This is a genomic window from Amycolatopsis sp. NPDC051373 (assembly GCF_040689465.1).
Taxonomy (GTDB): domain Bacteria; phylum Actinomycetota; class Actinomycetes; order Mycobacteriales; family Pseudonocardiaceae; genus Amycolatopsis.
The window spans coordinates 319,846-340,749 of the sequence record NZ_JBFBAE010000007.1; the positions used below are offsets into that span (position 1 = coordinate 319,846).

16 protein-coding genes, 1 tRNA gene and 2 pseudogenes are annotated in these 20,904 nt (G+C 70.5%); 11 read left to right on the forward strand and 8 right to left on the reverse strand.

Annotated elements, in window-relative coordinates:
• Positions 1–106: 106 nt before the first annotated feature.
• The 4 genes and pseudogenes from AB0383_RS15965 (at position 107) to AB0383_RS15980 (ending at position 4,259) form a co-directional block, all read left to right on the forward strand.
• Positions 107–1,033 carry an ATP-binding cassette domain-containing protein gene (locus AB0383_RS15965; protein ID WP_364189183.1) on the forward strand — a complete coding sequence of 309 codons (927 nt, stop codon included), beginning with the start codon at positions 107–109 and terminating at the stop codon, positions 1,031–1,033.
• The gene (locus AB0383_RS15970) at positions 1,030–2,244 is read left to right on the forward strand and encodes an ABC transporter permease (RefSeq protein ID WP_364189186.1); all 1,215 of its coding nucleotides are present in this window, start codon (positions 1,030–1,032) and stop codon (positions 2,242–2,244) included. Before AB0383_RS15965 ends, AB0383_RS15970 begins: the two co-directional genes overlap by 4 nt.
• A 375-nt stretch (positions 2,245–2,619) precedes the next feature.
• A pseudogene (locus tag AB0383_RS15975) lies at positions 2,620–3,465 on the forward strand (hypothetical protein).
• A 155-nt stretch (positions 3,466–3,620) separates the two neighbouring features.
• The gene (locus AB0383_RS15980) at positions 3,621–4,259 is read left to right on the forward strand and encodes a nicotinamide mononucleotide transporter family protein (protein WP_366187638.1); all 639 of its coding nucleotides are present in this window, start codon (positions 3,621–3,623) and stop codon (positions 4,257–4,259) included.
• Here the strand turns inward: AB0383_RS15980 and AB0383_RS15985 are convergent.
• From AB0383_RS15985 to aceE, 3 genes are all read right to left on the reverse strand, one after another.
• The gene (locus AB0383_RS15985) at positions 4,240–5,853 is read right to left on the reverse strand and encodes an L-lactate permease (protein WP_366187639.1); all 1,614 of its coding nucleotides are present in this window, start codon (positions 5,851–5,853) and stop codon (positions 4,240–4,242) included. The two genes, AB0383_RS15980 and AB0383_RS15985, sit on opposite strands and share 20 nt — an antisense overlap.
• 219 nt (positions 5,854–6,072) lie before the next feature.
• Positions 6,073–7,284, reverse strand: coding sequence for an alpha-hydroxy acid oxidase (locus AB0383_RS15990; RefSeq protein WP_366187640.1), 1,212 nt, complete (start codon positions 7,282–7,284; stop codon positions 6,073–6,075).
• 139 nt (positions 7,285–7,423) lie between these two features.
• Positions 7,424–10,219 (reverse strand): pyruvate dehydrogenase (acetyl-transferring), homodimeric type, encoded by a 2,796-nt coding sequence (gene aceE / locus AB0383_RS15995; RefSeq protein WP_364189200.1) that lies wholly within the window; start codon positions 10,217–10,219, stop codon positions 7,424–7,426.
• Positions 10,220–10,649: 430 nt separating this feature from the next.
• On the opposite strand from aceE, the gene AB0383_RS16000 reads away from it, so the two are divergent.
• From AB0383_RS16000 to AB0383_RS16015, 4 genes are all read left to right on the forward strand, one after another.
• A complete protein-coding gene (locus AB0383_RS16000; RefSeq protein WP_220237890.1) occupies positions 10,650–11,084 on the forward strand; it encodes a DUF3052 domain-containing protein in 435 nt (144 codons plus the stop codon).
• 75 nt (positions 11,085–11,159) lie between these two features.
• Positions 11,160–11,621 carry a peroxiredoxin gene (locus AB0383_RS16005; RefSeq protein ID WP_220237891.1) on the forward strand — a complete coding sequence of 154 codons (462 nt, stop codon included), beginning with the start codon at positions 11,160–11,162 and terminating at the stop codon, positions 11,619–11,621.
• Between the two features lie 48 nt (positions 11,622–11,669).
• Positions 11,670–11,741 (forward strand) — tRNA-Val (locus AB0383_RS16010).
• Between the two features lie 441 nt (positions 11,742–12,182).
• Entirely contained in the window at positions 12,183–13,280 is a 1,098-nt protein-coding gene (locus tag AB0383_RS16015; protein ID WP_366187641.1) for a hypothetical protein, read from the forward strand.
• Positions 13,281–13,469: 189 nt separating this feature from the next.
• Here the strand turns inward: AB0383_RS16015 and AB0383_RS16020 are convergent, their stop codons facing one another.
• Positions 13,470–14,021 carry a carboxymuconolactone decarboxylase family protein gene (locus AB0383_RS16020; RefSeq protein WP_366187642.1) on the reverse strand — a complete coding sequence of 184 codons (552 nt, stop codon included), beginning with the start codon at positions 14,019–14,021 and terminating at the stop codon, positions 13,470–13,472.
• An 80-nt stretch (positions 14,022–14,101) separates the two neighbouring features.
• On the opposite strand from AB0383_RS16020, the gene AB0383_RS16025 reads away from it, so the two are divergent.
• Positions 14,102–14,563, forward strand: a complete 462-nt coding sequence (locus tag AB0383_RS16025) for a MarR family transcriptional regulator (RefSeq protein ID WP_366187643.1) — start codon at positions 14,102–14,104, stop codon at positions 14,561–14,563.
• Between the two features lie 4 nt (positions 14,564–14,567).
• Here AB0383_RS16025 and AB0383_RS16030 read toward each other — a convergent pair whose 3' ends face one another.
• Positions 14,568–15,773, reverse strand: a complete 1,206-nt coding sequence (locus AB0383_RS16030) for an aminotransferase class V-fold PLP-dependent enzyme (RefSeq protein ID WP_366187644.1) — start codon at positions 15,771–15,773, stop codon at positions 14,568–14,570.
• A 63-nt stretch (positions 15,774–15,836) separates the two neighbouring features.
• Between AB0383_RS16030 and AB0383_RS16035 the strand changes: the two genes are divergently transcribed.
• Both AB0383_RS16035 and AB0383_RS16040 read left to right on the forward strand, forming a co-directional pair.
• On the forward strand, positions 15,837–16,454 hold the full coding sequence (locus AB0383_RS16035) for a GntR family transcriptional regulator (RefSeq protein ID WP_364189213.1): 618 nt from the start codon (positions 15,837–15,839) through the stop codon (positions 16,452–16,454).
• A gap of 4 nt (positions 16,455–16,458) precedes the next feature.
• Positions 16,459–17,226 carry a metallophosphoesterase gene (locus tag AB0383_RS16040; protein ID WP_364189214.1) on the forward strand — a complete coding sequence of 256 codons (768 nt, stop codon included), beginning with the start codon at positions 16,459–16,461 and terminating at the stop codon, positions 17,224–17,226.
• Here the strand turns inward: AB0383_RS16040 and AB0383_RS16045 are convergent.
• The 3 genes and pseudogenes from AB0383_RS16045 to AB0383_RS16055 all read right to left on the reverse strand — a co-directional run bounded on the left by AB0383_RS16045 (position 17,216) and on the right by AB0383_RS16055 (position 20,613).
• The gene (locus AB0383_RS16045; protein ID WP_366187645.1) at positions 17,216–18,841 is read right to left on the reverse strand and encodes a CocE/NonD family hydrolase; all 1,626 of its coding nucleotides are present in this window, start codon (positions 18,839–18,841) and stop codon (positions 17,216–17,218) included. The genes AB0383_RS16040 and AB0383_RS16045 overlap by 11 nt on opposite strands.
• 60 nt (positions 18,842–18,901) lie before the next feature.
• Positions 18,902–19,863, reverse strand: a pseudogene (locus tag AB0383_RS16050) (asparaginase).
• Positions 19,864–19,941: 78 nt separating this feature from the next.
• Positions 19,942–20,613, reverse strand: a complete 672-nt coding sequence (locus AB0383_RS16055; RefSeq protein ID WP_366187652.1) for a FadR/GntR family transcriptional regulator — start codon at positions 20,611–20,613, stop codon at positions 19,942–19,944.
• Between the last annotated feature and the right edge of the window lie 291 nt (positions 20,614–20,904).

A 20,904-nucleotide genomic window follows, 5' to 3' on the forward strand; every position in this document is an offset into this window, starting at 1 on the left:
TGGCGGACACGCAACCGGGGGCGCTAGGCACCGTCCAGCGGGAACTCTACGATCCGTAACCAGTGATGTACGTCACCGAAATCCGACAACAAGGGGGAAAGGGCCGATGCCAGAGCCCGGACTGGAGATCGACGCGATCTCCAAACGCTACGGCACCGTCGTGGCACTGGAGAAGATGACTTTCGACGTGCGGCCGGGTGAGCTGTTCGGCTTCGTCGGCAGCAACGGCGCGGGCAAGACCACCACGATGCGCATCGCGCTCGGGGTGCTCAGCGCGGACGCGGGCGAGGTCCGCTTCGCTGGTTCGCCCATCACGCACGACACCCGGCGGCACGTCGGGTACATGCCGGAAGAGCGTGGTTTGTACCCGAAGATGAAGGTGGGTGAGCAGCTGACGTACCTCGCGCGGCTGCACGGCATGTCGGCGGCCGACGCGAAGGCGTCGACCGAGCGCTGGACCGAACGGCTCGGCGTGGCCTCGCGCCGCGACGACGAGGTGGAGAAGCTCAGCCTCGGCAACCAGCAGCGCGTGCAGCTCGCGGCCGCGCTGGTGCACGAACCGCGCATCCTCGTGCTGGACGAACCGTTCTCGGGCCTGGACCCGGTCGCGGTCGACGTGATGAGCAAGGTGCTCAAGGAGAAGGCGGCCGACGGCGTGCCCGTCGTGTTCTCCAGCCACCAGCTGGATCTGGTGGAGCGCCTCTGCGACCGCATCGGGATCGTCCGGAGTGGACGGATGGAGGCGATGGGCACAGTCTCGCAGCTGCGGGCCGGCGGCGCCGTGCGGCTGCTCGTCGACGCGCCGCAGGCGGCCGACGGCTGGGCCGTGAACCTGCCCGGCGTCACGGTGCTGGGCCGCGACGGTTCGGTGACCGAGCTCGAGCTGGCCGACGGTGCCGACGACCAGGTCGTGCTGCGCGCGGCGCTGGCGACCGGGCCGGTGCGCGAGTTCACGCGGAAGCTCCCGTCGCTGACCGACCTGTTCCGGTCCGTCGTGACCGAGCACCACCACAAGGAGGAGGTGGCGGCATGAGCGCGCCCGACATCCGCATGAGCCCGTTGTCCGGGGTGGGCCTGGTGGCCTCGCGCGAGATCAGCACGCGGCTCAAGTCCAAGGCCTACCGGATCAGCACGCTCGTGCTGCTGATCCTCATCGTCGTCGGCGTCGTGGTGCTGAAGCTGTTCGGCGGCAGCAGCGGGCCCGACGCGACCGTCGGCTTCGTGCCGGCCGCGGCACCGCTCTCGGCACCGCTGACGGCGATCGGGAAGTCGGTGGGGCAGAACATCGCCACGCAGCCCGTCGCCGACGACCGGGCCGGGATCGCGAAGCTGAAGGACGGCTCGATCGACGCGCTGCTGGTGCAGGGCGCCGACCGCGTGCACGTGCAGGTCGAGAAGGACCTGGACGGCAACCTCAAGAACGTGCTCACCGTGCTCGCCGGCCGCGTCGCGCAGAACTCGGAGATCATCGCGCAGCACGGTGACCCGGCGAAGGTGGACGCCGCGGTCGCGACCGCGAGCATCGACGAGCTGCCGCCGCTGGAGAAACCGTACGACTACGACAGCCAGCAGCTCGTGCTCGGCATCATCGCGGGCATTCTCATCTACATGTCACTCCTGCTCAACGGCCAGACCGTGGCGCAGGGCGTGGTCGAGGAGAAGACCTCGCGCGTGGTCGAGCTGCTGCTGTCCACCATCAAGCCGTGGCAGCTGATGGCGGGCAAGGTGCTCGGCATCGGCACGGTCGGGTTGATCCAGATGCTCGCGATCGGGGTCGTCGGCATCGCCGCGGGTCTGGGGACGGGGGTGCTCACCATCTCGGTGTCCGCGGCCATCGGCACGGTCGTCTGGCTGGTCGTGTGGTACCTGCTCGGGTTCTTCATGTATTCGATCGTGTTCGCAGCACTCGGCGCGCTCGTGTCTCGGCAGGAGGACGTGAGCGGTGCCGTGTCGCCGGTGCTGATGCTCGTGATCGTCGGCTACGTGGTGGGCATCTCGGTGCTGCCCTCGGACCCGTCGAACAAGTTCGCCGAGGTGCTTTCCGTCATTCCGGTGTTCGCGCCGACGCTCATGCCGATGCGGCTCGCGATGGGCGGGGTGCCGGTGTGGGAAGCCGTGGTGTCGGTGGGGCTCGTGGTGCTGCTGATTCCGGGATTGGTCTGGCTGGCCGCGCGGATCTACCGCAACGCGGTGATGCGTACGGGCGCGAAGGTGAAACTGCGCGACGCGCTGCGCGCGGCCTGAGTGTCCGTTCGGTGAACGTGCGTCGTCGCCCTGTGAAACCCGAAGGCCGCTGAAACCTCGAAGGGTGCTGAAAGCCCTGAAGGGTCCGGCGAAACCTGAAGCGTATTCGCAGGGCGACGACGCGAACACCCGCTGAATACGCCCGGTGGTAATACCCGCAAATGCTCGAGGCCGCCCGGCGCTTGCGGTTTACGCTGCGCCGGACGGCCTCGTCTCCCCGGTCCCCACCGGTAGTACAAGTATGGCCGCCATTGATCTTCTCGCGCCAGTCGTCTCACTCGATCGTGGTGCAACGCACTCCCGCTGGCTGGGTACCTGATCATCGACCCGCTGCAACAGCCCGCAGCCGGGAATCCATGACGAAGGGAGCCCAGCGTGGGTGAGCAACTCAAGGACGGACTCGGACAGGCCTGGAATCTGGTGGCCACGTTCGTGCCGAAACTCGTCGGTTTTCTGATCATCCTGCTGATCGGCTGGCTGATCGCGAAAGCGGTGTCCAAAGCGCTGTCACTGGTGCTCGGAAAGCTCGGATTCTCCCGGCTCGTCGAGAAGACGGGGCTGACCGGAATGATGAAGCAGGCGAATGTCGACGCCACCGGCATCCTCGTGAAACTGGTCTACTACTTCATTCTGCTGATCGCGCTCCAGCTGGCGTTCGGCGTGTTCGGTGAGTCGAATCCGGTCAGCCAGCTGCTCAACGACATCATCGCCTTCCTGCCGCGGATCGTGGTGGCGCTGGTGCTCATCGTCGTGGCCGCCGCCATCGCGAAGGTCGTGCGCGACGTCGTGAACTCGGCGATGTCCACGCGGCCGGCGGGCCGGCTGCTCGGCACCGTCGCCTAATGGCTGATCATGGCGTTCGGCATCATCGCCGCGCTGGGCCAGGTCAACATCGCCACCGCCATCACCGGCCCGGTGCTCATCACGGTGCTGGCGACCATCGGCGGCGTGATCGTGGTCGGCTTCGGCGGTGGTCTCATCAAGCCCGCCCAGGACCGCTGGGGTGGCTGGCTCGCCAACCTGCAGGGCCAGCTGAGCCCGGGCGACGGTGGTGGCCGGCCCCAGGTCGGTAGCCGGCCGCAGGCCCAGACCACTCAGACCCAGGCCCAGACCACGCAGACCGCGCAGACCCGTACGCAGCCCGTTCAGCCGGGAAACGGCCACCAGGCCGGGAACGACACCCCGACCCCGCCGGTCGGGTTCAACCGCGTTGATCGCTGATCCCGGCGCGGTTCGGACAGGCCCGGTGCATCGCCGACGGCACCGGGCCTGTCCGCGTGCTGGGACGGTGTCGCCCGCCTCACACCTCGGGGAATCCCGCGCCCGCCCGGGGTGTTGCCGCCAGAGTTATATGGGGGACGAGAAAGGGTGCGGACGTGGACTTCCTGCTGCAGCACGGTGTCACGGTGTTCGGCCAGTGGATCTCGATCGCGGAGCTCGCGGGGCAGGTGCTCGCGCTCGCGGTCGTGTTCCTCGCCGACCGGCGGACGCTGTGGACCTGGCCCGTGCAGGTCGGCGCGACGATCCTGCTGTTCTCCGTCTACGTTTCCGCGCACCTGGGCGGCCTGGCCAGCCGGCAGATCGCCATCCTCGCGATTTCGCTCTACGGCTGGTGGGCGTGGCGGCGCCGCACCGACCCTGTCAACGGGGTGGTCGTGCGCACCGCGCGGGCGACCGAGCGGTGGGTGATGCTCGGCGCGTTCGTGGCCGGCACGGTGGCGATGGCGTTGGTGCTGCAGGCGCTGAACGCGTCGTGGGCGCCGTGGCCGGACGCCGCGATCTTCATCGGCACGCTCGTCGCCTTCGGCGCGCAGGGCGCGGGGCTGGTCGAGTTCTGGGGTGTGTGGCTGGTGGTCGACGCGATCGGCGTACCGCTGCAGATCTCCTCGGGCCTGTACTTCTCCGCCGCGATCTACCTCGTCTTCGCGGTGCTGGTCGTGCACGGCTGGTGGAACTGGAACCGCTCGGCCAGGCGCGTGGCCGCGCACCGGGCGGTCACGGCACCATCCAGCTGAGCACCGGGGTGCTCTGCCCGAACACGATCAGGCACATCACCAGCAGCAGCCCCACGCTCCACGGCAGCACCTTGCGCAAGAGCTTGCCCTCTTCGCCCGGCAGGTTGGCCGCGACGCACGCGATGGTCAGGTTCTGCGGCGAGATCATCTTGCCCAGCACGCCGCCGGAGCTGTTCGCCGCGGCCAGCAGGTCCGCGCGCAGGCCGGTCTGATGCGCGGCCGTGACCTGCAGGGCACCGAACAACGCGTTGGCTGACGTGTCCGAACCCGAGACGGCGACGCCGAACCAGCCGAGCACGGGGGAGAGGAACGCGAGCCCGGCGCCGGCCGCGGCGATGAACGTGCCGATGGTGGTCGTCTGGCCGGACAGGTTCATCACATAGGCCAGCGCGAGCACCCCGGTCACGGTGACGATCGCGAACCGCAGCTCCTTCACCGTCGCCAGCCACTCCCGTCCGGCCGTGCCCGCGGCGACCTTGAGCACCACGAGCGTGAGCAGCCCCGCGATGAGCACGAGCGTGCCGCCGGTGTTGAGGAACGGCAGCGAGAACGTGTTGCCGGACACGGCTTTGCCGTCCGGGCCGTGCACGTCGAGGCCGGGCCAGTGGAACTTCCACGTGGCCGCGTCGAGCAGCTTCTTGATCGGCGGCACCTGCGCGAGCGAGAAGATCACGATGATCAACGCGTAGGGCAGGTAGGCGCGCACGACCTCGCCGCGCTCGTCCGGCCGGTCGAGCGTCGCGGTGCGAGAGCCTGTGAGCACTTGCGCGCGGACCTCGGCGGGCACCGCGCGGCGCGTCATCGGCAGCGCCACGAGCGCGGCGGCGCCGGCCAGGGCCGCACCGATGTCGGCCAGCTGTGGCGAAACGAAGTTGGAGGCCAGGAACTGCACCACGCCGAACGCGACGCCGCACACCAGCGCCGGCATCCACGTCTCACGCAGGCCGCGTTTCCCGTCGACGATGATCACCAGCAGCAGCGGCACGAACAGCGCCAGCAACGGCGTCTGCCGCCCGACGATCGACGACACCTGCTCCAGTGGCAGCCCCGTCACCTGCGCGAGCGTGACCACGGGCGTGCCCATCGCGCCGAACGCGACCGGCGCGGTGTTCGCGACGAGCGCCACCACGGCGGCCTTGCCCGGCCCGAACCCGACTGCCACGAGCATCACCGCGCTGATCGCCACGGGCGCGCCGAAGCCGGCCAGCGCCTCCATCAGCGCGCCGAAGCAGAAGGCGATGATCAGCGCCTGCAGCCGCGGGTCGTCGGAGATCCGCCCGAACGAGCGGCGCAGCACGTCGAAATGACCCGTGTGCACGGTGATCCGGTAGATCCACAGCGCGTTGACCACGATCCACAGGATCGGGAACAGCCCGAACGCCGCCCCTTGCAGTGCGCCGGAAATCGCTTGTCCCACAGGCATCCCGTACACGGCGATGCCGACGACGAGCGCCACGACAAGCCCGATCAGTGCGGCGTGGTGGGCCTTGGTCCGGACCACGCCCAGCAGCACCAGCACCACGGCCAGCGGCACCACCGCGACGAGCGCCGAAAGCCCGAGACCACCGAGCGGAGCCAGGTCCTGCACGAACACGCCGACCTCCCGGGGGGACCGCCGTTTCCGGATCGCGGAAACAGCCTTTCACGAGGTGGCAGAGATACTCGTCACAGACCCACTGGTACGTCAACCCGGTGTCGCACGTCTGGACCAATGCCGCAAAGGGGCATTGGGTGTGTTGGGCGCACCGGATATGGCGTTCGGTGCAACGCGCACAACGAACGCCACATCGGGCGATTCAGGCTCGGCGGAAGATCAGCGCAGGGTCACGTGCGAAGGCCGCAGGTCCTCGACGCGGCGCACGCCCAGCAGCTGCATGGTCCGGATCATCTCCGTGCGCAGGATGTCGACGCAGCGCTGCACACCGCGCTCGCCGCCCGCCATCAGGCCGTAGAGGAACGCGCGGCCGACGAGCACGAAGTCGGCGCCACGCGCGATCGCGGCCACGATGTCGCCGCCGGAGAGGATGCCGGTGTCGACCCAGACCTCGGCGGTGCCCTGGAGCTCGTCGAGGACCGCGGGCAGCAGCTCCAGCGGCGTCGGCGCGCGGTCGAGCTGGCGGCCGCCGTGGTTGGACAGGACCACGCCGTCGGCGCCGTGTTTCACCACGTCACGCGCGTCGGCCACGTTCTGCACGCCCTTGACCACGAGCTTGCCGGGCCAGGTGCGGCGCACCCAGTCGAGGTCGTCGAAGTCGAGCGTGGGGTCGAAGAGCTGGGCCAGTAGCTCGGCCACGGTGCCGTCGAAGTGGCTCAGCGACGCGAAGTTCAGCGGCTCGGTGGTGAGCAGGTTGAACCACCACGCCGGGTGCATCGCGCCGTCGGCGAACGTCTTGAGCGTGAGCGCCGGCGGGATGGTGAGGCCGTTGCGCACGTCGCGCATGCGCGCGCCGGCCACCGGGGTGTCGACGGTGAGCAGGAGCGTGTCGTAGCCGTTCTCCCACGCGCGATTCATCAGATCTTCGCCCGCGCCGTGGTCGCGCCACACGTAGAGCTGGAACCACTTGCGCGCGTCGGGCGCCGCCGCGGCGAGGTCCTCGATGGAGGTGGTCGCCATGGTGGACAAGCTCATCGGGATGCCGTTGCGCTGCGCCACGCGGCCCACGGCGCGCTCGCCCTCGTGCTGCATCATGCGCGTGAACCCGGTGGGCGCGAAGCCGAACGGCAGCGCCGAAGTCTTGCCGAGCACCGTCCGCGTGGTGTCCACATCGGACACCCCGCGCAGCACGTTGGGGTGGAACTCCACGCGGCGGTAGGCCTGCCGGGCGCGCAGCAGGCTGTCTTCGAGCTCGGCCGCCCCGTCGGTGTAGTCGAACGCGGCGCGCGGCGTGCGCTTGCGCCCGATCATCCGCAGGTCGGCGATCGTGTGCGCGCCGGCCAAGCGCCGCTCGGTCGGGTTGAGCACGATCGGCTTCGGCCGCAGGATCTGCTTCAGTTCACTCGGCCGCGGCAGACGACGCTGGGTCACGCGCGATCACCCTTCCTCAAGCGCTGGGAGCTCTCAGACGCATAGATACATCCGATGTCTACCTTAGTGGGCTGGGGTCTCGAAACAGCAAGACCCTCCGGGCCATTGTGCGCCCGGAGGGTCTCGCCGCGACCACTGCTTACGCGTTGCCCGAGTCCGACGTCTGCGGGCCGGCGGCCGAGACGTCGTCGAGGCGGTAGCGGCGCACCGCTTCGGTCACCTTGTCCTGCGCCACCTCGCCGCGCTTGGCGAGCGCCGTGAGGGCGCCGACCACGATCGACTGCGCGTCCACGAGGAACTTGCGCCGGGCGGCCGGGCGGGTGTCGGAGAAGCCGAACCCGTCGGTACCGAGCGTGAGCATGTCGGTGGGCACCCACGGGCGGATCAGGTCCGGTACCGCGCGCATCCAGTCCGACACCGCCACGACCGGCCCGTTGACGCCCGACAGCGCCTGCGTCACGTACGGCACGCGGGGGCTGTCGGCCGGGTGGAGCAGGTTGTCGTGGTCGATCTCCACGGCCTCGCGGCGCAGCTCGGTCCACGACGTGGCCGACCACACCGCCGCGCGCACGCCCCACTCCTCGGCCAGCAGCTGCTGGGCCTTGAGCGCGTCGGGCATCGTGACGCCGGAGACCAGGATGTGCGCCTCCGGGCCGTCGCCCGCGGGGGCGTCGGCGTACTTGTAGAGACCCTTGAGCAGGCCGTCGACGTCGAGGTTCTCCGGCTCGGCGGGCTGCTGGTAGGGCTCGTTGTAGATCGTCAGGTAGTAGAAGACGTTCTCGCCGTTGCCGTGCGGCCCGGTCTCGCCGTACATGCGCCGCAGACCGTCGCGGACGATGTGCGCGATCTCGAACGAGTAAGCCGGGTCGTAGGCCACGACCGCCGGGTTGGTCGCCGACAGCAGCAGCGAGTGCCCGTCGGCGTGCTGCAGGCCCTCGCCGGTCAGCGTGGTGCGGCCCGCCGTGGCGCCGAGCACGAAACCGCGCGCCATCTGGTCCGCCGCCGCGTACAGGCCGTCGCCTGTCCGCTGGAACCCGAACATCGAGTAGAAGATGTAGATCGGGATCATCGGCTCGCCGTGCGTGGCGTACGAGGTGCCGACGGCCGTGAACGACGCGGTGGAACCGGCCTCGTTGATGCCCTCGTGCAGCAGCTGGCCCTTCTCGGACTCCTTGTAGGCCAGCATCAGGCTCGCGTCGACCGACGTGTACGTCTGGCCGTGCGGGTTGTAGATCTTGGCCGTCGGGAACATCGAGTCGAGACCGAACGTGCGGGCCTCGTCCGGGATGATCGGGACGACGCGCTTACCGATCTCCGAGTCCTTCGCAAGCTCGCGCACGAGCCGGACGAACGCCATCGTGGTGGCGACCTCCTGCTTGCCCGAGCCCTTCCGGATGCCCTCGTAGACCTTGTCGCCCGGCAGCACGAGCGCCTTGGCGTGCTTCGGCCGGCGCTCGGGCAGGTACCCGCCCAGCGCCTTGCGGCGGCCGATCATGTACTCGATCTCGGGCGAGTCGGGACCCGGGTGGAAGTACGGCGGCAGCTTCGGGTCACGCTCGAGCTCGGCGTCGCTGATCGGGATGCGCTGGGCGTCGCGGAACAGCTTGAGGTCGTCGAGCGTGAGCTTCTTCATCTGGTGCGTGGCGTTGCGGCCCTCGAACGCCGGGCCGAGGCCGTAGCCCTTGATGGTGTGGGCGAGGATCACCGTCGGCTGGCCGTGGTGCTCCATGGCGGCCTTGTACGCGGCGTACACCTTGCGGTAGTCGTGGCCACCGCGCTTGAGGTTCCAGATGTCGCCGTCGGAGAGGTCCTTGACCAGGTCCTTCGTCCGCGGGTCGCGGCCGAAGAAGTGCTCGCGCACGTACGCGCCGTCATTCGCCTTGTACGTCTGGTAGTCGCCGTCCGGCGTCACGTTCATCAGGTTGACCAGCGCGCCGTCGCGGTCGGCGTGCAGCAGCGAGTCCCACTCGCGGCCCCAGATGACCTTGATCACGTTCCAGCCCGCGCCGCGGAAGTACGACTCGAGCTCCTGGATGATCTTGCCGTTGCCGCGCACCGGGCCGTCGAGCCGCTGCAGGTTGCAGTTGATCACGAAGGTCAGGTTGTCGAGGCCCTCGCCGGCGGCCACGTGGATGAGGCCGCGCGATTCCGGCTCGTCCATCTCGCCGTCGCCGAGGAACGCCCAGACGTGCTGGTCGTTGGTGTCCTTGATGCCGCGGTCGCGCAGGTAGCGGTTGAACCGGGCCTGGTAGATGGCGTTCATCGGGCCGAGGCCCATCGACACCGTGGGGTTCTCCCAGAAGTCCGGCATCAGCCGCGGGTGCGGGTACGACGGCAGGCCGCCACCCTCACCGGCGTGGCTGTACTCCTGGCGGAACCCGTCGAGCTGCCGCTCGGACAGGCGGCCCTCGAGGAACGCCCGCGCGTACATGCCCGGGGAGGCGTGGCCCTGGAAGAAGACCTGGTCACCGCCGCCGGAGTGGTCCTTGCCGCGGAAGAAGTGGTTGAAGCCCACCTCGTACAGCGCCGCGGACGAGGCGTAGGTCGAGATGTGGCCGCCGACGCCGACGCCCGGCCGCTGCGCGCGGTGCACCATGATCGCGGCGTTCCAGCGGATGTAGCGGCGGTAGCGGCGCTCGATCTCCTCGTCGCCGGGGAACCACGGCTCGTTCTCCGTGGGGATGGTGTTCACGTAGTCCGTGGACGTGAGCGCGGGCACGCCGACGTTGCGCTCGCGGGCGCGCTCCAGGATGCGCAGCATCAGGTAACGCGCGCGCTGCTGGCCACCCCTGGCCAGCGCCTCGTCGAAGGAGTCCAGCCACTCGGCGGTCTCCTCCGGGTCGATGTCGGGCAGGTGCGCCGCGAGTCCGTCACGGATGACGCGTACGCGTGCCGGGGTCTCCTTGCCGGAGGCGCCGTCGTTCTGCGGGGCCAAGGGGTCTCCTTGTAGCTGGTTGTAGCCGTTGTAGCTGCTGGGCGGGAGTGCACGCCGATTCCCATCGTCGTCCCCGGCCCGGCTCCCGTCACCTTTACTGTCCGGTAACAAGGGTCGCCCCGAGTGCACCACTCCCCGCGTGCGGTGTATCGCGCGCGCGTTTTCTTCTCCCCAACACTAGAGGAGAGGTTTCCGGGGGTTGCCGGAGCGGTCGTGCGACACTGCCCACAGACACCTGTCCCGGGGTTCCCGAAGACCCCGGGGGCCTCCACGCTGCGACACGACTTGTCAAAGATCCGGTGTGGACGGTTGCGCGTAGCGCCGCGCCAGTGTTCGCTATCGACAACCGTGTACCCGAGTGTGGTGGCCGGCGCGGCTTCGCCCGTGTGTCCGACCACCGCGCTCCGTCGTAGTTGGAGGAGTGGAAGCAGTGGTCGCCGCGGGAGACGCAGGCACTGCCGGCGTCGCCGAGAGCCTTGGCATCAAGCCGGACATGGTGGTCCAGGAGATCGGCTGGGACGAGGACGTCGACGAGGACGTCCGCGCGGCGATCGAGGAGGCGATCGGCGCCGAACTCCTCGACGAGGACGCCGACGAAGTCATCGACGTCGTGCTGCTCTGGTGGCGCGAAGACGACGGCGACCTGGGCGACGCCTTGGTCGACGCCCGCGGTCCGCTGGACGAGAACGGCGTGATCTGGGTCCTGACGCCCAAGACGGGTCAGCCCGGGCACGTCGAGCCCAGTGAGATCGCCGAAGCCGTGCCCCAGGTCGGTCTGTCGCAGACCGCCAACATCAGCGTGGGAGCCGACTGGCTCGGGACCCGCCTGGTGTCGCCGAAGTCCTCAAAGGCGAAACAGCGGTGAACCGGGGCCTGCGCAGCTGACACGATAGGCTTGTCGACGCAGGTTTCGTGATCGCTTTCGGAGAGGATTCGCCGCATGGCCGTCGAGGTCGGTACGCCAGCCCCGGACTTCACGCTCAACGACTACAACAAGCAGCCCGTCACGCTGTCGTCGTTCAAGGGCGACAAGCCGGTGCTGCTGGTCTTCTTCCCGTTCGCGTTCAGCGGGACCTGCACCGGCGAGCTGTGCCAGCTGCGTGACGAGTTCGCCGACTACGACACCCAGGGCGTGCAGATCCTGGGCGTCTCCGTCGACGCGGTCTTCTCGCTGAAGGTGTGGGCCGAGCAGCAGAACTACCAGTTCCCGCTGCTCTCGGACTTCTGGCCGCACGGCGCGGTCGCCCAGGCCTACGGCGTCTTCAACGACAAGGCCGGCATGGCCCTGCGCGGCACGTTCCTCATCGACACCGACGGCATCGTCCGCTTCGCCGAGGTCAACCAGCCCGGCGAGGCTCGCGACCAGTCGGCGTGGAAGAAGGCCGTGGCCGAACTGGCCTGAGTTCCCCTGATTGACGGGCCCGGCTTCTCACCGGCCGGTCCCGTCAGCGGGCGCATAGCTCAGCGGAAGAGCACTCGGTTTACACCCGAGCGGTCGCAGGTTCGAACCCTGCTGCGCCCACGCGGTTCTCGCGGTGAGCTGTGTTCGCGGAATGCGCGAACCGGCTCGTCCCGCGGTGTCTTTCGGGGGTGCAACCCCCAAACCCCGCCCGGCGGGCTTCGCCCCCGGACCCCCACGGTGGTCGCCTTGGGTCGTTTCGTCGCCCCCGGACCCCCACGGTGGTCGCCTTGGGTGGTGTTGCCCCCGGATTCCTGCGGTGGTCGGCTTGGGTGGGTGGTCTCCCGGGTTCCGGCGGTCGTCGGCTGGGGTGGTCGTGGCGGTGCCGGACTTTTCGGCGGTGGTCGTGCGGGGAGTTCCCGGAGCCGCCCCCGCCGGTGGGCGTCTTTGTTTGATCAGTAACGGTTGGTGATCGGTCGGGGACGGGGCGAGACCGGCGCGGCGGAGTGGCCCTACGCTGGACCGGCGTGATCGGGGGGTCGCCGGTCTGCGGTGGGGGGACGAGTGGACGCGCAGCGTGCATATCGACGGGTCAGCGGGACGTTCGGATTCTTCGCGCTGCTGTTCAGCACCGCGGTGGGCACGGCGGTCGTCGCTGACGGAGCACTGAGCCGGTCGAGGGTGGAGTGGACGCCCGCGCTGGTGCTGGCGGGAATCGCGGTGGTCGGAGCGGTGGCGCTGCGGGCCGGGCGGAAGGTCGCGTCGGCGGGGTACGTCGAAGCCTCCAGGCGGCGGCGCCGGGCGGGGTTTTCGCCGGCGTTCCCGTTCACGCTGGCCGCCTGGGTGCTCGCCGCGGCGGGTTTCGGGGCGGTGGCCGGCACCGCGGTCGTGGCCGGCGAACTCAGGGACGCCGAATCACGTGCGCGCCTGCAGGCACTCGTGGACTTCCCGCGGCCGATTCTCCTGCTGTTCGCCGGGCTCGTGCTCCTGGCGGCCGCCGGGTACTACTCGTGGCGTTTTCGGGAACGGCACGAGCTGCTTGCGCTGCAGGCGGCGGGGATCGCGGTCCTGGTCGAGCCTGAGCCGCCGCGGCCGATCCAAGCGACCCGGCTCTGGCTGGTCGGCACACTGGTCGACGCCGCGCTGTTCGCAGGCGCGATCGTGCCCCGGCTGCTGTCCGACGACGACCGCCCCACCTGGGCCGAGCTCCTCACCGGCGGCTTTGGCGTCCTCGCCGGGCCGGCGGTCGTGAGCTTCTCGATCCTGCTGCTCATGATGGTCAACTGGTCGACCCGCCGATCCGCCTGGCGCGCCCTGTCCCACCCGGCTTCCCTCGGCGCCCTCGCCCTGGTGGCGATCGGCTACGCCCTCGACGCCGGCGCCGGTCTCTCGGTCGTCGGCGCCGTCATCGGCGTCGCCGGCATCCTCCTCGGGTCGATCACTTGCCTGAACATCATGACCCGCGGCGCCCAGCCGTGGATGGGCCTGCTGTACCTCGCAGGCAACTACGTCTACGGCTACCTCACCGCCCCGAACGGCGACTACGTCCTCCCGCAGGGCGTCACCGGCTGGATCATCGCCGTGCTGGCGGCGGCCTACGCGATCCGCGAGGCGATCAAGCACTACCGGGAGTGGACCGCGGTGGAGCCGCCGCCGTTCTGAGGCCGGCGGACCGGGGCCGGGCCTGCCCCCTCGACAGGCCCGGCCGCGTGGTGCGCGTCGCGGGTGAACGTGGAGTAGGAGGCTCGGTGGGCTCCGGTGGATACGTCGGAGACTGCGGCAAACGGGTGATCTTCCGAGACCGAGGAGGACCCGATGAGGACTGACGAGAGCTGACGAGGATCGGCGCTGTCAGGCGGCGGTCCACGCGTGCTCGGCCAGGCTCGGGTGCAGGGGAGCGGCCACGAGCCGGTTGGCGAACGTCGAAAGTGTGTACGCGCCGATGCCCAGCACCACCTCGAGCGCCTGCCGCGGGGTGTAGCCGGCGGCGAGGAACGCGTCGAGGTCGGCGGCGGGCACGTCGCCGGTCGTCGCGAACGTGGTCAAAGCGAACTGGCGCAGCGCCTCCAGCCGAGGCACGGGCAAGGGCGCCGACGCGCGAAGCGCCGCGATCAGCGAAGCCGGCGCGTCGAGCTGCACCAGCTTCGCGGTGTGCATCGCGACGCAGAAGTGGCAGCTGTTGCGCGTCGACACCACCAGGATCATCGTCTCGCGCTCCAGCGGCGACAGCGTGGTGGTCTCGAACAGGGCGCTCAGCTTGAGGAACCCGTTCAGTAGCTCCGGCGACGTCGCCAGCCGCGCGACGGCGGCCGGCAGTGAGCCGAACTGGGCTTCGGTCGCGGCCAGTGCGCGGCGGGCGGCCGGTGGCGCGGTCTCGGCGGTGTGCTCGGGGAAGTGCGGCACGGAACCCTCCTGAGGTAAAGTCGTCAACGTGGTTGTCGAATTCCAGAAGGTAAACCTGGTTGTCGAATTTCGCAAGCGGCATGGCTGACGCGCCCGGCTTCGAGCTGCCGTTGCTGCTGTTCTCGGGCTTCCGCACGCTGATCGACGACCTGCACGCCGAGCTCGCTCGCCAGGGTCACCCCGACGTGCGCCCGGCGTTCGGCTTCGCGATGCAGGCCATCGGACCGCGCGGGGCCACCGCGTCGGAGCTGGGCAAGCGGCTCGGCGTCTCGAAGCAGGCCGCCGGCAAGACCGTCGACCGCCTGGAGCAGCTCGGGTACGCCGAGCGCGCCGAAGACCCCGAGGACGCCCGCCGCAAACTCGTACGGCTCACCCCCCACGGCATCGACTCCCTCGTCCGCTCCGCCGCCATCTTCGAAACCTTGCGTGCGAACTGGGTGGCCGAACTCGGCGCCGACCGCGTCCGCGCCCTCGAAGCCGACCTGCGCACCGTGACCGGCGGCGGCTTCCGGCTCGACGTCGCAGGTTGGTTCGCCGGGTAGCGAGTCAGCCGTTGCGCGACTCCTGGGCCAGTTTCGCCACCTCGCTCGTCAGCAGGTCGATCTCGCCCTCGGTGTTGTAGTAGTGCACCGACGCGCGGACGAGGTCGGGCAGGTTGCGGGCGGTGAAGTCGAACTGCGCCGAGGTCGCGTGGGTCACGCTCGTGTTGATCTTCGCGGCCGAAAGCCGCACCTTCACCTGCTCCGCGCCGAGGCCGTCGAGGCTGAACGCGACGAGCCCGCACTTGCGCGCGCCGACGTCGTGCACCCGCACGCCGTCGAGCTCGCCGAGGCGGCCGCGCAGCGTCGCGCCCAGCTCGGCCACGCGGTGCTCGATCGCCGGCAGGCCCCATTCGAGCGCGTAGTCGACCGCCGCACCGAGCCCCAGCACGGCCGCGTAGTCGCGTTCCCAAACCTCGAAGCGCTTCGCCGTCGGGTCCACCACGAACTCGTCCGGCGACTCCCAGCTGGCCGAGTGCAGGTCGAGCGTCGCCGGCTCGAGCCGATCGCGCAGGCGCGGGTGCACGTAGAGGAAGCCGGTGCCGCGCGGCCCGCGCAGGTACTTGCGGCCGGTGGCCGACAGCGCGTCGCACTGCAGGAGCTCGACGTCGAGGTCGAGCTGCCCGGCCGACTGGCACGCGTCGAGCAGGAACGGGATCCCGGCCTCGCGCGCGACCTTGCCGATCTCTTCGGCCGGGTTCACCAGGCCGCACTGCGTCGGCACGTGGCTCACGGCGATGAGCTTCACGTCGTCGTCGATCAGGCGGCGAAGGTCGGCCACGTCGAGCTGGCCGGTCTCGTCGTCGGCGACCACCTCCACGCGCGCCCCGGTGCGGCGCGCCACCTGGAGGTAGGCGATCGCGTTGCTCGCGTACTCGGCTCGGGAGGTCAAGATCCGATCGCCCGGGTCGAAGCGCAGCGCGTAGAAGACCGCCTGCCACGAACGGGTCGCGTTGTCGGTGATCGCGATGTCCTCGGGTGCGGCGTTGATCAGCCTCGCCACGGACGTGTACACGGCTCCGGTGCGCTCGGCCGCCGCCCCGGCGGCCTCGTAGCCGCCGACCAGCGCTTCGGCTCGCAGGTAGTCGACCATCGTGTCGGTGACGCGGGCCGGGGGGAGCGCCGAACCGGCGTTGTTGAAGTGGACGACGCCGGTGCAGCCGGGCGTCTCGGCGCGGGCGCGGGCCACGTCGGCGGGCTGGATGCTGACCATGTGAAACTGAATACAGTAGGGCTCTTGTGTATGCAATGCCGGTTTGTGTGTAATGCTGCGCGGATGACCAGGAGACTCCTGCGGGGTGAGCTCATCGAGGAGATCACCGCGCGCGTGCTCGACGGCCGGCTGGACGCCCGGATCAACGAGGTGCACCTCGCGCGCGAGCTCGGCGTGAGCCGCACGCCGCTGCGGGAAGCGCTGATCGGGCTCGCCGACCGCGGGCTGCTCGTCGCCGCGCCCGGCCGCGGGTTCCTCGTCGCGCCGCTCGACCCGGAGGAGGCCCGGCGGCTCTACCCGCTGGTCGCCGAGCTGGAGTCGCTCGCCCTGCGCTGGACCTCGCCACTGGACCTGACCCTCCTGCCGGACGCGCTCGACGCGATCGCCGACGAGATGGCGGCCCTGCCTGCCGGCGCCGATCTGTCCACTGTGGACGACCGCTGGCACGAGCTGTTGCTCTCCCGCTGCGGCAACCCGCACCTGCTGCGCTTGATCGAGCAGACCAAACCCCTGCTCAAACGCTACGAATCCGTGTACTTCGGCGGCCCCGAGCGGGCCGCCGAGAGCATCGCCGAGCACCGGGGGATCGCCGACGCGCTGCGTTCCGGCGACGGGCCCGGCGCGACGGCGCTGCTCGTGCGCAACTGGGTCAAGGCACTGGGGTACCTCGAACGGAGCTGAACGCATGAAGTTCTTCGCGCACCTGTCGGACATCCACCTCGACGGCGGCGATCGCGCCGACGCACGCACCACCGCGGTCCTCGACTACCTGCGCGCCCTCGCGCGCCCGGTCGAGGCCGTGTTCGTGACGGGCGACCTCGCCGACCACGGCCTGCCCGAGGAATACCGCCGCGCGACCGAGCTGCTCAAGCACCCCGCGCCCGTGCTCACGTGCCCCGGCAACCACGACGTGCGCGAGGCCTTCCGCGAGGTCCTGCTCGGCGAGCCGGCGAGCGTCGCCCCGGTGAACGTCGCCACCGACGTGAACGGCGTCCTCGTGGCCATGTGCGACTCGACGATCCCCGGCGAGGGCGCGGGTTATCTCGAAGACGCGACGCTCGCGTGGCTCGACGAAGCGCTCGCGGCCCACGACGGTCCCGCGTTCGTCGCGTTCCATCACCCGCCGGTCGAGGTCGGCATTCCGCTCGTGGACGCCATCCGCCAGACCGGCGAAGACCGCCTCGCCGAGGTCCTGCGGCGCCACCCGCGGGTGCTCGCGCTGCTCTGCGGCCACGTCCACACCGGCGCCGCCACCACGTTCGCGGGCGTGCCCGTGCGCGTCGCCCCGGGCGTCGTCTCCGGTGGGCTGCTGCCCGTCGAGCCCGGCGCCGACCGCTCCTGGGCCGAGGGCGGCCCGATCGACCTCGAGCGGCCGCCGTCGCTGCTGCTGCACGTGCTGCACGACGACGGCCGGCTCACCACCCACCAGCGGGTGGTGCCGTTCAGCGGCTGAAGACGGGCAGCGTGACGCGCGACGGGTGCGCCGCGTCGTGGAAGATCTCGAACCGGTTCGCCTTGCCGTCGACGGCGCTCGCCACCGGTTCGCCCGTGCCGTGGTTGCGGGCGAACCGCGGGAACGCGCCGCCCGCCACCTGCACGCGCAGCCGGTGGCCGCGGCGGAACCGATAGGCCGTCGGGTCGAGCTGAACCCCCACCGTCACGATCCCGTCGGCGTCCGGCTCGGGCGCGCCGGGCCGCAGCCGGAGGATGCCGTCGGTGACGTTGCGGGAGCGCCCGTCGGGGTCCACGTCGCAGATCCGTACGTACACGTCGGCGTGGCCGAGTTCGGTGCGCACGAACACGGTCGCGCGCACCTCGCCGATCACGTCGAGGTCGGCGATCAGCGGTTCGCCGGTGAACACGAGCACGTCGTCGCGGGCCTCGACCACGTTGTTGTCCTGTTGCTTGTTGGCGCCCATCAGCAGCGGCCCGCCGACCGCGGGTGTCGGGTCGGCGGGGTCGTAGGTGAACGCGGTGGGCCGGGCTTCGCCGTCGACCACCTCGCCGAGGCCGCCGATCGGCCGCAGGTGCGAGTCGGTGGCCGTGGACTCGGGCGGCCACGCGTCGAAGTCGAGCCAGGTCGCCGCCTGCTGCAGGTACAGCCGCACGGGCGAGCGCTGCAGCTGCGCGCGGTCGTCGAGCAGGTGCGCGCGCAGGAACCCGACCTGGTCCTGCACGGAGATCCGCAGGCTGGCCGGGTCGCCGTGGGCCCACGGCCCGATCGTGATCCGCGGCGCGCGCCCGGCGTCCTGCAGGGTCCGGTAGTCACGGAGCTGCCCCTGGATGAACAGGTCGTACCACCCGGTGACCATGCTGACGGGCACGGTGAGCCCGGCGACCTCCGCGCTGTGGTCGGACATGGCCCAGTAGCCGTCGTCCGGTTCGGCGTGGGTGGTCACGTCGCGCAGGAACAGCACCTGCTTGCCGATCGCGGCCACATCGGCGGCGTTCAGCGGCAGGTGCGTCATCGCGCGGCGCGTCCTGCGCGTCTGCACCGGGTTCGGCAGCCCTCCGAACCGCTCCTCCTGCCGGCCGATCATGGCCGACCACGACACCATGTTGTCGGCCGCGAGCACCCCGCCCGGGTAGAACGTGCTCACGAACTCCGAAGCCGTCACACCCAGCGCCATCGCCTCGAGCGGCGGGTCGAGGTAAGGCCCGATCGCCCACTGTGTGTGCCCGAGGTAGCTCAGGCCCGCCGTCGCCAGCCGCCCGTCGCACCACGGCTGCGCCCGCAGCCACTCGGCGGTGGCGATGCCGTCTTCGCGTTCGAGGTGGAACGGGCGGAACTCGCCCTCGGAGCCGAACGTGCCGCGCGTGCTCTGCACCACCGTCTGCAGGCCGTGTCGTGCAAAGACGCTGCCGAAGAGCGCGGCGATCGGCCCGCTGCGCCCGTACGGCGTGCGCACGAGCACCACCGGTCCCGAGCGCTGGCCGGCCGGCGTGTACCGGTCGGCAACGAGGTGGACCCCGTCGGGCATGGGTATCCGCAAGCCCTTGGTGGCGACGGGGGCCGGGCCCTCGGCCTTCGGGAGACCGAGCAGGAAGTCGGCGATGCGCTGCAGCACAGGTTTACCCCTTTCACCAAGCCGGACGCTTTCGAAGCTACCCGTCTGGCGTGAGCGGGGTCACGCAGCGCGCGGACGGCCCTCGAATTCGCCCGTGACCCGCAGCGCCGGGCTCGTGAACGGTTCGAGCACGCCGGCGTCGACCCCGCACAGCTCCAGCGCGGCCGCGAGCACGGCGGGCCGCGCGCGGTCGCCGCCGTCGGCGATCTTCAGCGCCACGGCCGTGCCGTCGGGCAGCGCGGCGAGCTGCACGGCCTCGAACCCGTCCTTCGCGAGGAGCCCGGGCACCGCGGGATCACCGCCGTGACATCACGCCGGGTGCCGCCCACGAGGTCCGGGTGCTGCCGGATCCCTTGGGCCACCAGGCTTTCCGGTGTGCCGGGCGCCGCGGTCGCCAGCCGCGAGGCCGCCCGGGCGAGCCCCCGCAGCGACAGTGCGAACAGCGGCGCGCCGCACCCGTCCACCGCCACGCGCGGCACGGTCTGCCCGGTGAGGTCCTCGACGGTCGCGCGGATCGCGAGCTGCAACGGGTGCTCGGGATCGAGGTACGTGCGCGGGTCCCAGCCCTGCTCCCGGCAGGTCGCGAGCATCGCCGCGTGCTTGCCGGAGCAGTTGTGCGCCAGGCGCGCGGGCGGCCGGCCCGCGGCGACCCACGCGTCGCGCTCGACCGGGTCGAACGGGTAGTCGGCCGGATTGCCGAGGTCTTCGGCGCTGAAGCCGTGGCCGGCCAGCACGGCTGCCGCGGCGTCGAGGTGCCGGCGTTCGCCCGAGTGGCTGGCCGCGGCGATCGCGAACCCCGCCGGCGGCAGCCGCAGCCCCAGCCGTGCCATCGCCGTGGCCTGGAGCGGCTTCGCCGTGGAACGCGGGTACATCGCGACGTCCGGGTCGCCGGCGGCGAACAGCGTGGACCCGTCCGGTGCGAGGACGATCACCGAACCGTGGTGCACGCCTTCGACCATGCCGTCGCGCAGGAAGTGGACCAAGGGGACGTGGCGCGGCCCGCGCTGTTCCGGAGTGCTCATTGTCCGGCGTTCTCGAACGCGCTCATGTCGATCCGCCTGCGCACGCCGGACGCCGGAAGGGTCTGCTCACTCACGGTTTCAGTTGTTCCTGTTCTGCTTGGCCGTGCGGCCCGGCCGCACGATGGTGGTCAGCGCCTGCTCGACGTGCGCGAGGTGCGCCGTCATCGCGGCCACGGCCGTCTCTTCGGAGCCGTCGGCGATCGCCGTGACGATCCGCCGGTGCTCCACGTTCGACTCCGCGCGCCGGTCGCCCAGCTGGTTGAGGAAGGCAGACTGGCGGGCCAGCGCGTCGCGGATCTCCTCGATGACCTTGGCGAAGACCGGGTTGCCCGAGGTCTGGGCGACGGTGATGTGGAACAGCGAGTCGAGCGCCACCCACGCCGTGTTGTCGGTCTCGAGCTCCATCCGCTCGGCGAGGTGGCCGAGCAGGTCGAGGTGATCCGCGTCGCGGCGCAAGGCCGCGTAGCCCGCCACGGGGATCTCGACGTGGCGGCGCACCTCGATGAGGTCGCGCGCCGAATAGCCACCGAATGTGGGGTTCTCGGCCGGGCCGGTCGCGGTGACGAACGTGCCCTTGCCGGTGCGGGAGACGGTGAGCCCGAGCGCCTGCAGCCCGCGCAGCGCCTCGCGGATCACCGAGCGGCTGACCTCGAACTCCTTGCTCAGCGCGGCTTCGGACGGCAGCTTGTCGCCCACGGCGTACTCGCCACGTTCGATGGCGCGGCGCAGGTAGGCCAGCACGGCCTCCATGGCGCTCACGCGACGGGGGCCTTGTCCGGCTGTCTGGCTGTCGGACAGGTTCATGGAACGAGATCGTGAAGTTCCGCCGAACCGGTGTCAAGTCAGGTGGACGTCTGCCACATCCGGACTGGGGGAATCACCGGAATCCTGTGGGCCGGTTCACTCGCCCCGGTTCTGTCGGTGGGGCGTGCGAGGGTGTCGGCGTGGCGTCACCCGCGAAGGTTTCATGGGCCCCGGGCGGCATGTCGGCGGGCGCGGCGGGCGGGTGAGGAGAGAGGATCCCTACCGAGCCGCACAGCG